Source organism: Vibrio sp. 10N.286.45.E10 (assembly GCF_002874195.2).
GTDB classification, from domain to species: Bacteria; Pseudomonadota; Gammaproteobacteria; order Enterobacterales; family Vibrionaceae; genus Vibrio; species Vibrio crassostreae.
Genome location: NZ_MCWD02000002.1, coordinates 1,681,101 through 1,693,892, shown reverse-complemented (window position 1 = coordinate 1,693,892; position 12,792 = coordinate 1,681,101). Strand labels below are relative to the sequence as shown.

General features: G+C 43.1%; 11 protein-coding genes. 6 read left to right on the top strand and 5 right to left on the bottom strand.

The genetic code is table 11. The annotated features are described in order from the left end of the window. Positions 1 to 141: 141 nt before the first annotated feature. On the bottom strand, positions 142 to 1,941 hold the full coding sequence (locus BCU34_RS20550; RefSeq protein WP_102479349.1) for an ATP-dependent endonuclease: 1,800 nt from the start codon (positions 1,939 to 1,941) through the stop codon (positions 142 to 144). Positions 1,942 to 2,179: 238 nt separating this feature from the next. Between BCU34_RS20550 and BCU34_RS20545 the strand changes: the two genes are divergently transcribed. The 5 genes from BCU34_RS20545 (at position 2,180) to BCU34_RS20525 (ending at position 8,423) form a co-directional block, all read left to right on the top strand. After that, positions 2,180 to 3,919 (top strand): bifunctional metallophosphatase/5'-nucleotidase, encoded by a 1,740-nt coding sequence (locus BCU34_RS20545; RefSeq protein ID WP_102479350.1) that lies wholly within the window; start codon positions 2,180 to 2,182, stop codon positions 3,917 to 3,919. 638 nt (positions 3,920 to 4,557) lie between these two features. Further along, positions 4,558 to 5,559, top strand: coding sequence for a TerC/Alx family metal homeostasis membrane protein (locus BCU34_RS20540; protein WP_102479351.1), 1,002 nt, complete (start codon positions 4,558 to 4,560; stop codon positions 5,557 to 5,559). A 312-nt stretch (positions 5,560 to 5,871) separates the two neighbouring features. Further along, positions 5,872 to 6,060: a hypothetical protein gene (locus tag BCU34_RS20535; RefSeq protein ID WP_017079198.1), complete on the top strand. Its 189-nt coding sequence runs from the start codon at positions 5,872 to 5,874 to the stop codon at positions 6,058 to 6,060. A gap of 192 nt (positions 6,061 to 6,252) precedes the next feature. Next, positions 6,253 to 6,993 (top strand): DUF1223 domain-containing protein, encoded by a 741-nt coding sequence (locus tag BCU34_RS20530; RefSeq protein WP_102479733.1) that lies wholly within the window; start codon positions 6,253 to 6,255, stop codon positions 6,991 to 6,993. A 143-nt stretch (positions 6,994 to 7,136) separates the two neighbouring features. Next, positions 7,137 to 8,423, top strand: coding sequence for a DEAD/DEAH box helicase (locus tag BCU34_RS20525; RefSeq protein ID WP_004730920.1), 1,287 nt, complete (start codon positions 7,137 to 7,139; stop codon positions 8,421 to 8,423). 108 nt (positions 8,424 to 8,531) lie between these two features. Here the strand turns inward: BCU34_RS20525 and BCU34_RS20520 are convergent, their stop codons facing one another. From BCU34_RS20520 to BCU34_RS20510, 3 genes are read right to left on the bottom strand one after another with little or no spacing between them, the layout of a single operon-like run. Continuing rightward, a complete protein-coding gene (locus tag BCU34_RS20520; RefSeq protein ID WP_102479732.1) occupies positions 8,532 to 9,887 on the bottom strand; it encodes an FUSC family protein in 1,356 nt (451 codons plus the stop codon). 13 nt (positions 9,888 to 9,900) lie between these two features. Next, complete coding sequence (locus tag BCU34_RS20515) at positions 9,901 to 10,761, bottom strand: HlyD family secretion protein (RefSeq protein WP_102479731.1); 861 nt, start codon at positions 10,759 to 10,761, stop codon at positions 9,901 to 9,903. Positions 10,762 to 10,771: 10 nt separating this feature from the next. Continuing rightward, positions 10,772 to 10,984 (bottom strand): DUF1656 domain-containing protein, encoded by a 213-nt coding sequence (locus tag BCU34_RS20510; protein ID WP_050620770.1) that lies wholly within the window; start codon positions 10,982 to 10,984, stop codon positions 10,772 to 10,774. A 198-nt stretch (positions 10,985 to 11,182) separates the two neighbouring features. On the opposite strand from BCU34_RS20510, the gene BCU34_RS20505 reads away from it, so the two are divergent. Beyond that, positions 11,183 to 12,097, top strand: coding sequence for a LysR family transcriptional regulator (locus BCU34_RS20505; protein WP_048661999.1), 915 nt, complete (start codon positions 11,183 to 11,185; stop codon positions 12,095 to 12,097). 72 nt (positions 12,098 to 12,169) lie between these two features. On the opposite strand, the gene BCU34_RS20500 is transcribed toward BCU34_RS20505, so the two are convergent. Further along, a complete protein-coding gene (locus BCU34_RS20500) occupies positions 12,170 to 12,727 on the bottom strand; it encodes a PhnA domain-containing protein (protein WP_017060062.1) in 558 nt (185 codons plus the stop codon). Positions 12,728 to 12,792: the final 65 nt, after the last annotated feature.

The window sequence follows — 12,792 nt, the reverse complement described above, 5'->3', positions numbered from 1 at the left end:
GCAAGATAACCCCCAATTAATTTGTATATCGATTTATACAGGCACACCATCTGGTGTGCCTTTTTTGGTTTTGGTTAGGCCCATCAGTTAAAAAAATCATCTGCAGAAGAACCAATAGCATCTATCAATTAATTAAAGCGCTTAGGTGTTCCCGTTTGCCATGGTGATGACACGTTTTAGCGTCCACCTTAATAACAAGGGAATACAGTCTTGTCCTTGATTCTCACAATGAGACACAATCGCTAAAGCCAGATCTGGTTTTGCGTGTTTCTTAAGAACTTTAGCTACGACTTTTTTCGCTGGGATAGGGTGATCGTAAGGAATCTTAACCATGTCTCTGAAAAAATTCTCAAACCCATTCATATACAAGTAGTGCTCGATGTCTCTGTCAGGCAGTTCTGTGAGGCGATGTCGCTCTTGATCGTTCCCAAGTTTAGATAGGACTGTTGCCGCATATTTTTTACCAGCTGCATCACCATCGGTGACGACATGCCAATCGATGCCAAACTCTTGCGCGACTTTAATCAGCGCTTTTAGCCCTGATTGAGCGAACTCGATAATCTGAACGCCTTCCGCAGCAAGGTTATACCCACATTGGTTGGCTAACTCGTTAAACAACCAGACTTCAGTCTCACCTTCTACCAATAACCAACAGCGAGCATACAGAGCACCTGAACGATGGAAACGAATATGAAAACCAATTCGACGAAGCTCATCTTTGCTAAAGTGGTTCATGTTGAGTTGGTTAGCGATGGTTTTATCGGACTGACGCACCAAACGACGAATCGATTGAAGTGGTACAGCAGCAAGTAGATCGCCACTGTTGGTGGTAAGGATTTTTTGCATCGGTAATTTCTGCATCAAGCTCCAAGCCCTTGCTAGGTGCGTTGGGTGCAGTCGACCCTCTGGATCTTCAAGGATCAAAAGAGGGCGCGCACATCGTCTTAAGTCTGTCGGCCCTTTGGCCTGTAGATAAGCGTTAAGTAACCCCATGAATAACAGCCGAGTTTGTTTATTCTTGGTCTCCTCGACCAATTGATGAATGCTCTTGTCGTTCGCTCCAGCTGAGTACAGTAGCCCGTCACGCGGTTTTCTCGGATTCTTACGTGAGACACTCTTAAATGAGAAATAGTGTTCTATTAAGCTTTGCATTGACTCAAGACTACTGCGCATTTCACCTTTATTAACATGTCCGGGTATCGCCATAAGGCGGCGGCAGGTGTTGTCGATGCGCTTTTCTATTCTTGCCTGACGGCCATTGCCATTGCCGTTGCTGGCGTTTCCATTCGTGCCATGACCATTGGTTGTGTGATTATGTCCGTTCCCATGCCCGTTATTTGGATTGTTGTTCCCATTTCCGTTTGCATTGTTAGCGTGACCGTTATTAGCGTGAACATTAGACGGCAGGTGAGCATTGTGGTTGAGTGAATTTCCGTTGAAAGGGCGATCAAAGTGCCTTGCGTCTCGTAAACGGATCACAGGATGTAAGGTCATTAATTCTTGAGCGAGCTTTTCTGAATGATGAAGTTTGAGCGGATTACCGTCTAAACCTAAAAATGCGTAGTTTGTGGTCGTTTCATATTGTTCTAATGTGGCACTGATTCGGTAATAGATTCGACAGACGCCAAACTCATCTTGAACCCATATAGGTTTAAGCTTGCGATAACGACCAGCGTTGAGTTCGCTCTTGTCATTGGCTTTTAATGCGAGAACAATTTGAAGATGTTGAGACTGTGGATGTGAAACCGAGTAATCGACATGAAAATCAGTCATTTCGAAGTGATATGGGACACCGTCTGAGGGAAGAACGACGGACAAAGCATCAAGTAAAGAAGACTTACCCCAAGTATTTTCACCAATCAGCGTGGTTAGCTCGTCAAACGCGAGTGACATGCGCTTGATGCCTCGAAAGCCAGAAATCTCGATTCTTTCTAGTTGCATAGGCTTACTCCTAACGGAAGGCTCTGCTAATTGTTTGAAAGCTAACAGATATCTTTAATCATAATCGAAAAATACCAATCCGGTATGTTCACCTGTCACAAAACCCGTTGTTTATTTATACGGATCAAAATGGGATTTTTGATCTATCTCGAGAATTTTTTTGCAGTGCAGTTTCATAAAATTCACGATTCTGTCATGATTCTCGACCTAGTATGAAGGGACAAAGAGAGAAGAAAATATGACTAAAAAGAATAAGCCGACAAAAATAGTGTTGGCACACATCAACGACACCCACTCATACTTTGAACCAACCTCGTTACAGCTATCACTTAAAATGAACAACCACATCATTGAACCTTATGTCAGTACTGGTGGCTTTGCTCGAATTTCAACACGCTTCAAACAAATAGAACAAGATGCCCAGCGTCAGAAGGTTGGAACCCTGTTCCTGCATGCTGGTGACTGCTTCCAGGGCACTTTGTACTTTTCTTTATTCAAGGGAAAAGCCAACGCCGATTTGTTGAATGCCCTTAATATAGATGCCATGACGCTCGGCAATCACGAGCTAGACATGGGTAATGAGCCCGTTGCGATTTTCGCTAAAAGAATCAAATTCCCACTGTTGGCCGGTAACTGGAATCTATCGAATGAGGATATCAATAAAACTCATACCTTAGCGGACAACGAAATTGTTAAGCCTTATCTGACTGAAACGCGAAGTGCTTCTTTTATAACGAAAGAGTTTGATGGCGAGAAGGTTGCAATATTCGGCTTAAGCATCGACAAAATGGCAGGCATTGCCAATCCAGATATCGATACACCATTTGAAAATGCTTTAGAAACAGCAAAAGCGACCATTGAGCAGATTCATAAAGCTGGTATCAACAAGATTGTGTTACTTAGCCATCTTGGTTACGAAGCTGATTTAGAGTTAGCAGCCAACGTAACAGGTATTGGCGTCATTGTTGGTGGTCATAGTCATCGCTTACAAGGTGATTTCTCAGATATCGGCTTAGTGAAAGACGATGACTACGGCGTAAAAATTGGCGACACCTATGTTGTACAAGCCGGTTTCCACGCAATGAGCCTCGGACACTGTGAAATTGAGTTCGATTCTGCAGGCAAAGTGACACACTTTAATGGCAAGAATGAACTGCTGTTGGGACGTCGATTGTTTATAGACGCCAAATTAAGTGAAGTAGGGCAAGGCGATGCTCACGATATGGCGTGTGAGTTTTTAAACAACCACTCGAATATCGCGGTATGTAAAAAAGATCCTGAACTGCAAAGCATTCTGACGGATAAATATCAGCCGAGAGTTCGAAAGCTTCAACAACAAGTTATCGCTCATGCTGGCACAAAACTCCGCCATGTTCGTATCCCTGACGAACAAGGGCCTAGTCAACTTGCGCCTTTGGTTGCCCAGTCGTTTCAATATCTGATGAACAAAAAAGGACACGGCGTAGAATTTGCGATCCACAATTCTGGTGGGGTGAGAAACTCACTCAATAGCGGAGACGTCTCCGTTGCCGATATTGCCGGAAAACTACTACCGTTTGCCGTACCTATTGGTGTGTATGACGTAAAAGGTGAAACGATCGCAGGCATGTTAGAAGGGGCAATTAACAACGCGCTGGATAATGGTGTGGTAGGTACGGGTTCTGGCAGCTTTCCTTATACTCATAACTTGAGATTTTGTTATCACAAAGAAGCACCCTTAGGACATCGTATTCATCATCTAGAAATACACTCTGAAACATCCGGTTGGCAGCCAGTGTCTCGCTACCGAATTTACCGAGGCGCGTCGTCAGCCTATACCATGAAAGGAAAAGAGGGCTATAACGCCGTCTTGGATATGATAGGTGATGGCATGGTCACGACCGACTCGATGGCAGACTGTTTCATCGAGTTTCTACAAGACCACCCAGAGTCGCTGCAACACAACGAGCCGCTGAATTGTTTGGAGTGTTTTAGATAGCCATAGATAATACTTGTGATTAGTATTATTAGTTTTGCCTATTTATAAATTTGGCATTGTTTATGCTTTATTCCTGCAAGTCGCCTTCTTGTGGAGATAAGCATGGATAAGAAAGATTGGTTAGATGCGGTAGCAGTGGTTGGTTGGGTATCGGTTTGGTCCGCGTTAGTGTACTTGGTACCCGCTGCAGGTTTATAACGTAGCGTGCCTTTAAGTTAACTGTAAGACAAAGCGCGTACAAGACTCGTTCGTTATTTGTATCATTGAGTAACGGATTTGTATCATGAGTAACGGTATTAGGGGTTAATCCTCTCAGTAGTATTCTCAGAATCAATACGAATGTCGTTTTGACAAGTCTATAGAAATAAATGAGGAGCGTTTTGCTCCTTTTTTATTTATTTCCGAAAATTTTTCTAGACGAAACAAAGATAGAGGAATATTATCCACGCGTTTGGGGAGTAGTTAGCGCAAGTTTACATATCGTCATCTCGTTAGGCCAAGAGTCTATCCGGTATGTAAAGGTGAAATCCCATATTTCACTTCAACGAGACCAACGCAATCACAATCAAGATCCGTCGTGGAACTTGATAGTTTTGTTTGCGGAAGGTCTTTGTACAGTTCTTCCGCCCGGAGGAATAATGAACTCAACTCAATCTCTATTATCTACAAATAGTGAACCCTTTTTTTCATCGCCAATCATGACGACTTATGCGGGCTTTTTCCTGCTGACAGTCATTCTCGTCTCTATTGATATCTATCAGACTCGTGGTGGTAGTGTAACCATCAAGAAAGCGGCAATTTGGAGCGTTTTCTGGTTTGTGCTCGCGTTTTTATTTGCTGGTTCCATTTACCTTTTTTGGGACATCTATGCGCCGAATAGTGAATACACAGCCCAAAAAGCAACCGTGTCATTTATTACCGGTTACTTGCTAGAAAAATCATTGAGCGTAGACAACTTGTTTGTTTTCGCGATGATCTTTGCTCAATACCAAGTTCCTGAGCATCTAAGACCTCGTGCGCTTCTTTGGGGGGTAATTGGTGCATTGGTGCTTCGTGCAATTATGATCGCACTAGGCGCACAGCTATTGGCGGAATACCACTGGGTACTTTACGTGTTCGCTGCGTTCTTGATTGGTACGGGTATTAAGCTGGCATTAGACAAGGGCGAAGAAGAGAGTGTGAATACACTGCCTGAAAAGCTACTTCGTAAAGTGATGCCGGTAACAGAGGATTTCCATGGCCCTGCATTAATGGTTAAACAGGGTGCTAAATGGGCATTCACTCCAATGATGTTGGTCATCGGTGCCATTGCGGTTATGGATGTGATGTTTGCACTGGATTCTATTCCTGCAATTTTCGCCGTTACGCGAGAGCCATTCTTAGTACTGGCTGCAAACGTATTTGCATTGCTTGGCCTTCGTTCTTTGTACTTTGTTCTGCAAGGCATGATGGATAAGTTCATCTACTTGAAGCCTGCACTGGCATTCATCATGGTGTTCATTGGTGTGAAAATGCTATTGGTTGACAGTGAGTGGGCTATCCCAACGTATTGGTCGCTAGCTGTTCTGATTTCTACTATGACGATTGCGGTTATCGCGTCGATTTATGCGAAGAAGCCAGACATTGAACAAGTAAATTAAAACAAAAATAACTTATCGAAAACTCGATAAGGATTAGGTGGTCAATGAAGCTTGAAATTTATTTATGTAAATTTTTTGTGACATTGGCCACTGTTGTTTGAGCGTTATTTGTACTAAATGCATGATTTAGGCACTGTTGTGAATTTTTACTCATCAAGCGTGAATATGTATTTCGAGGTGTTGTTAATGGATTGTTTTATTAGAAAAACTAATCTGAATTTCTAATTTTAGTCATTTTTTAACCTGTAAAAGATCACCTATTATTCTTGTCATCAGAACGAACCACATAAACAAATTTATAGAGAGGCAATCATGGCTCAAGCAATGCAAATGAATACTATCGCTGTTCCTAACTCTATGGATAAGAAGACCTACTCGGTTAACATCAAAGGATTGATTGCACACATTTTCGATATTCTTTTCGTAGACAACTCTCCACGTAGTTACTACGCAAGCGACCTATCTGGTCACATGCAACGCGATATCGGTATCAACCGTTAATCTCAGCGTTAACATGTAAATATAGAATTTAAAAAACGCCAGCTTCTAAAGCTGGCGTTTTTGTATCTGAAACAAGCTGTGCATCTGAAATAAACCCAGCACCTGAAATAAACTCATCACCTGAAAGAAATACTTAGGCATAACGGTCTTTATTTGAGCGCCAGTAAATTCGCTTTGTACAAGGATCTCGGTATGTCACACGCCACACGCAATTCATCATTGATTAAACTTTGTTTACTTGCCTTACCGATCGGCGCCTATTCCTCTGTGTCGTTTGCACAAACGTGGAGTAACGAAGGCCAGCCTGCTCAGGTTATTGAGCTGTTTACCTCTGAAGGTTGTTCTAGTTGCCCGCCTGCTGACACGTACCTCAGTACTTTTGCAGATCATCCAAAACTTTGGACCGAGGTCATACCGCTTGCCTATCACGTGGACTACTGGGACTACTTAGGCTGGGGAGACAAGTTCGCCAGCAAGGCATTCAGTCAGAAGCAGCGTTTATACAAAGCTTATGGGGTAACAAGTGGCGTTTATACACCGGGCTTTGTTGTCGATGGAAAAGAGTGGCGTGGTTACTTTAATTGGCTAGACAGAACGTTGCCTTCGCTCCAACAACAAACTAATCCCAAATTAACAGTGAACCATAAAGGCGATACGTTCAACGTGAGTTACGAAGGCAAAGGGGATTATGTCGCTCATATTGCCTTGTTGGCGATGAACGAAGTCACCAGCGTTAAAGCGGGCGAGAACAGAGGTAAGAAACTTAAGCACGATTTTGTCGTGGTTTACGACGGCTATCAACGTGGTGAGTCTGATTGGCAATTCAATATCGATTTCTCTCCTTTAGTCGCCACGCCAGATGCTGTAGCCGTGTGGTTAACTGAGCTCAACTCGTACACGTCAGAGCAAACGGTAGCGGGGTGGCTTAACTAAATTTGCGATAACTTGATATCTGGATGTGTTTTAGAGGGGCTTAATCGCTGAAACGCGGGAGAAAGGGGCGATTTAGTTACGTAATACGGCTGAAATACGTTAATATAGCGCGCTATTATTTTAGCTTTGAGTTCCTGCAATTAATGACTAACACCACAACACCAACCAACTTCTCTGATCTTGGCTTAATCTCTCCTTTGATGGCTCGTCTTACCGAGCTTGAATACCAACAGCCAACGCCTATCCAAGCGCAAGTTATTCCAAGTGTGTTAGCAGGACGCGACCTAATTGCAGGTGCAAATACGGGTTCAGGTAAAACTGCAGCATTTGCACTGCCGCTGTTACAACAAATCCATGAAGATGCGCCTTTAGACCGCAGAGCAGGCAAAGGTAACTTTGTGTCTGGTCTTATCTTGGTGCCTACACGTGAACTTGCTAAGCAAGTGGCTGACAGCGTTAAGTCTTACGCAGTACACTTCAATGGTGCGATCAAAACGGTTTGTGTATTTGGTGGTGTATCGGTAAACACTCAGATGCAAGCGCTACGTGGCGGCACTGATATCTTGGTGGCAACACCGGGTCGTTTGCTGGATCTGATCTCAAGCAACGCTATCAAGCTAGATAAAGTAAAAACGTTAGTGCTTGATGAAGCTGACCGAATGTTAAGCCTTGGTTTTACAGAAGAACTAGACGCGATCTTGAAACTTCTGCCAAGCAAAAAACAAACCTTGTTGTTCTCTGCGACTTTCCCCGAGCAAGTTAAAACGCTGACTCACGAACTACTGAATGATCCAATTGAAGTTCAACTTCAAAGTGCTAATGCGAGCACATTGGTTCAGCGTGTATTCGAAGTAGAAAAAGGTCGTAAGACAGCATTGTTAGCGCACCTGATTCAACAGCACGAATGGCGCCAGGCTCTTATCTTCGTAAACGCGAAAAACAGCTGTGAGCACCTTGCAGACAAGCTTTACAAGCGCGGTATCATCGCAGAAGTATTCCACGGCGATAAAGGGCAGGGTTCACGTACTCGTATTCTTGAAGATTTTAAATCTGGCGAGATTGACGTTCTTATCGCGACAGACATCGCGGCACGTGGTCTGGATATCGAAAAGCTACCAGTAGTAATCAACTTTGACCTACCGCGTAGCCCATCAGACTACATGCACCGTATTGGCCGAAGTGGTCGTGCGGGTGAGGTTGGTCTAGCGCTATCTTTGATCGACCACGAAGATTACCATCACTTCACAATCATTGAGAAGAAGAACAAAATCCGTCTTGAGCGTGAGCAAATTGAAGGTTTTGAAGTGGATGAAGAGGCAACCGCTGAACTTGTTGCTGCACTAAAACCCGTTGCGCCACCGGCTGGCACAGGCAAGAAGAAAAAGAAGAAAGCACCTAAAAACCAAGATGTGTGGCTGAGAAACAACTGATATTGAGTCAGCAAGCTATATGAGTCAGTAAGCAATAGAATTTCTAAAGGCGCTTAATTGCGCCTTTTTTATTTTTAGCCCTAAGTTTAACGAATCCGCATAACGAGATTAAACGACACTCTTGACTCTAAAGAGGTCAGTAAATAGTTTGCCGATCATCAAAATGATGAGCAGTGTGGTTAACATCAGTAATGGTGTTTGAATCTGATAAACCGGTGTTAGATTAAGCGCGCCAGACGTCAGTACGACCAGCAGGTTAATGCCAAGTATTCGGTGCACCATCAGTTTAGGCGTTGCGAACACTTTCCATATCACCATGCTATTAATGAAATAGAACAGTGCTAATTGCCACAACTCAGTCATCATCGGCATGATAAAGATGTATTGAAGTAAAATAACGGTACCAGTGCCTATCACCCCGAAAAACGCATCTTTGATAACACTTGGTGGCATCGTCGGTAACATGGAAGAAAATACGCCTGCAATCATCGGAAAAATAAAACCGCCCGGCACAGGTAGATATATCCAAACCAGTAGCGACGTTACGAACATCGAGACTCCTTGTAAGACTTTTCTCCCATCTTCATCCAGGTGTTGAACAAAGGTACGGTGCTCATGGTGCCAAGAAACGTTTTTCTTCTCACTCTTCACAAACGGCACATCATCAATCAATGACAAGTGTGGCGCCATTAACTCTAGTTTTTCCAGTTTTTCTGTGAGAATTGGCCAATCAATAGGTTGAGTAAGTTCATCCGAGGCGAGTACAAGCAGACGATCTTGAATATGAGCCATTTCACGGACACGTAAGCGCCACGCTTGGATATTTTGCTTTAGGTGATAACTGCCAGTGAGCGGTAAATCCAACAGCTGATAAAGCTTTTTAATATTAGCGGTATTGGACTCTAAGGCTTCTATATCAAGGTTATTGGTATCGCTCATTGCTGTTATCAGCGTTTCTCTGCTTGTTTCAAATCGTTGTACGAAGTTTTGTTCAGTGCTTACCGGCCAGATTAGACGATAAACAATCGAGAAAGTGATAACGCCTAGCAAAGTTTCTTGTATTCGTAGAACTGCAAAATAGAATGTAATTTGGTTATCGAATCCCCCCATACAAGAGATGATGGAGCAGACAGCAAAGCCTATAGAAAAGACATAACCGTATTTTTCATCACTCGACATGAAGATGCACGTACCGAGAAATAAGGTGAAAAACATCAGAAACAGAAAGCGGTCCTGAGAAAACATCGCAATCAAGAAAAAGGCATAACCCGTCCCTAACAAGGTTCCCATTAATCGGTTATGGCCTTTGTTTATTGAATGGGCAAAACTCTCGTTCAATGCCATGACAGCAACCGCAATTGCCGCCCAATAGGGTTTTTCCCACTGAAACCACAACGCAAGGCAGATAGAGATAACAATCGCGAGAGAAGCCTTAATTGCTTCTTTGGTCGATGCACTGAACATAAATGCCATCCAACTATTTGATTATTTTGATTGAAGCTGTCATGCCGACACGAAGTTGCAAGTCTTCAGGCACGTTATCAAGTACTACTTTAATTGGTATACGCTGAGCGAGGCGAATCCATTGAAAATTTGGGTTCACGTTGGGAAGAAGGTCATTACCAGTACTGCCATCTTGTGTCGCAATGCCAAAGCTAATGCTTTTGATATGGCCTTCCAATTGAATATTGTTGTGCATCATAAGAGTGACAAGCGCTTTGTCGTTAGGGCTAACATTAACCAGATCAGTTTCTTTGAAATAGCCTTCGATCCAGAAACTGTCTTCATCGATCAACGCAACTACCGGTGTATTGGCGACCACTTGAGAGCCTTCTCGTAGGTTTAAGTTCGTGATGTAACCGTTTGTTGGCGCGTACACTTTGGTGTATTCAAGATTTAAATGCGCTTCTTCAACGTTGGCTTTTGCTAGTGCAACGTTAGCGGCGTTTGTCTCAACTGCATTATTCAGGTTATTCAACGTCAGCACTGGCATTGCGCCAGGCGTTCTCTTTTCTAAGTTCAACGCGCGTTGCTCTTCGTTTTTAGCTTTTGCTAAGAGCGCGCGAGCCTGTTTCTGTGCCGCCAACGCTTTATTGTAGGCCGCTTGATAAATGCTTGGGTCGATCTCAAACAGTAAGTCGCCTTTAGCCACCTGTGAGTTGTCCTCAATATGGACTTTAGTCACTTGCCCTGTAACTCGGGGAGTAATTGAAACTATGTAAGCGCTGACTTGACCATCTCTAGTCCAGGGGGTACTCGAATAAGATTGGTAATAGCTATAAACCACAGAGCTTGCAGCAACGACCAGTAGTAGCGTGATGAGATAACGTTTAATCAAGGTTAGTGCCTCAGAAAATGGTAATGAATTGGCCGATAACGCCGACGAAAATCACGATTAGGCTTAATTCGGCAATTGCAGGAAAAGCGATATATTTATGTAGCCCAAGTTTTGTTGCGATTGAGCCAGTCAGTATCGTCAATACATAAGCTAACGCGATAACCAATAATAAAGGAGGGAAATAGATTTCACCCCACACGAGTTCATGCGGCATTGTGTTCATGGGTTTGTCTCTATCGTTTTGAGAAGGTAACGATAACGGAAGTAGTTCAATGTTAATAATCGTATATAGAGGACCAGATCCATCAAAAGTAAGTAAATTTAGGTATATACTAGAGAGTAAGGTTGTAAACGGGTAAAAGAGTAATTGCTATCTCTTACTCTGAATTCAATGAATTATTAAGAAACGAAGCACATCAACATGAATTTTAGTATTGAACAACTTCTCGCGTTTGTGACTGTCTATGAACAGCTTTCGTTCAGTAAAGCCGCGATAAAGCTCAATAAACACAGAACGACCGTGGGTCAGGTGATTACAAACTTGGAAGATCATCTGGCGGTGAATCTTTTTGAAAGAGTCGGGCGCTCTGTTGAACCAACAGAGGACGGGCACCTCCTTTATCACTACGCAAAACAGACGATTGAGCAAGCACGTACTTTTGATAAGGTGGCGTTGAGCCTTTCTTATGGTGGGTTAGAGAAAATAACAATCGCGTATTCTAGTTTCGTTCCTCAACGTGTGTTGGTCGATATACGTAAACGACTCAAGCACGATTTCCCAATGATGCGAGTGAACTTTCTGGTTAGGAATAAGAACGAAATTAAACAAGGAATACAAAGTGGGGAATATCACTTTGGACTTGTGAATGCTCACAATAGCCGGGCGATGCATAGTTTTGATTCTACTTTCCTTGGGCATTTTGAGTTCTACCCATTCGGACAGAAAGGGGGAGAACTCTCACATATCGATAAAGACGAAGTATTAGTCGCACTAAGGAACTCTAAACAGTTCGTATTGAAGTCTCTGATTGACGAAGGTATGTCTGAAAAGATTATCGTGAGCTCTGACTATGAAGAGATTGATCAGCTTTCGCTAATGATCAAAATGCTTGAAGAGGGTTTTGGGTGGGCACTTCTTCCTAAGGCATTTTTTACCGCCTCTGAATTTTCAAAACATTCAATAGAGCCCATTCACTCTGCGCAAATGGTGGAAGGATTCAAATTTGGATTTGCATTGTGGTGCCCGCACTCAAAACAAGTCAGTGGTATCAAAGGCTCTTTGGTGTCTGTCATTAAGGAGTACCGTGAGCAACTTATTCATAGTCTTAAGCCGTGAAAATTTGAGATATTAAAAAGGCGCTAATTATTCATTAGCGCCTTTTTAGATTTTGTTCAGCTTAAAGAAGAATTACTTCTTGCGGCAGAACTCAGCGATTACGTACATTGATTGACCGCCGTTTGTTTTACCAGAAACAAGCTTAGGATCGTCACCAACGCTGATACCACGGATAACAGTACCTTGCTTAATCACTTGGTTAGTACCTTTGATTGGCAGGTCTTTGATTACTGTTACGTCGTCACCTTTCTTAAGTTCAACTCCGTTCACGTCAAGAGGTTTGTCATCAGCAGACATACCGATTTGTGCCCAAACTGACGTTTCTTCTTCAAGGTACATCATGTCTAGCGCGTCTTGAGCCCAGCTTTCTGTGTTCAGACGAGTAAGTTGACGCCATGCAGTTACTTGAACTGGCGCTTCTTGACTCCACATGCTGTCAGTCAGACAACGCCAGTGGTTGATATCTTTAGGGTCGTCAATCTCACCAAGACATTTGTCACATACCATGATGCCGTGATCCACTGTTACGTGGCTGTGTGGCGGCACTGCGTATGCAGTAAGAGAAGAATCAGAACCACATAGTTCACATTTAGATTGGCAGCGTTCTAGCATAGTAGCTTCAGAAGACATAATGGACTCACATTTATTAGGTATTAAATTACGGGGCTATTATCCACTTTATTTACAATAAAGAA

Bases quoted from the DNA above. Each gene is read 5' to 3' on its own strand.
- BCU34_RS20540 (WP_102479351.1), top strand. From the start codon at position 4,558: ATGAACTCAACTCAATCTCTATTATCTACAAATAGTGAACCCTTTTTT.
- BCU34_RS20545 (WP_102479350.1), top strand. From the start codon at position 2,180: ATGACTAAAAAGAATAAGCCGACAAAAATAGTGTTGGCACACATCAAC.
- BCU34_RS20510 (WP_050620770.1), bottom strand. From the start codon at position 10,984: ATGAACACAATGCCGCATGAACTCGTGTGGGGTGAAATCTATTTCCCT.
- BCU34_RS20500 (WP_017060062.1), bottom strand. From the start codon at position 12,727: ATGTCTTCTGAAGCTACTATGCTAGAACGCTGCCAATCTAAATGTGAA.
- BCU34_RS20520 (WP_102479732.1), bottom strand. From the start codon at position 9,887: ATGTTCAGTGCATCGACCAAAGAAGCAATTAAGGCTTCTCTCGCGATT.
- BCU34_RS20505 (WP_048661999.1), top strand. From the start codon at position 11,183: ATGAATTTTAGTATTGAACAACTTCTCGCGTTTGTGACTGTCTATGAA.
- BCU34_RS20535 (WP_017079198.1), top strand. From the start codon at position 5,872: ATGGCTCAAGCAATGCAAATGAATACTATCGCTGTTCCTAACTCTATG.
- BCU34_RS20525 (WP_004730920.1), top strand. From the start codon at position 7,137: ATGACTAACACCACAACACCAACCAACTTCTCTGATCTTGGCTTAATC.
- BCU34_RS20530 (WP_102479733.1), top strand. From the start codon at position 6,253: ATGTCACACGCCACACGCAATTCATCATTGATTAAACTTTGTTTACTT.
- BCU34_RS20550 (WP_102479349.1), bottom strand. From the start codon at position 1,941: ATGCAACTAGAAAGAATCGAGATTTCTGGCTTTCGAGGCATCAAGCGC.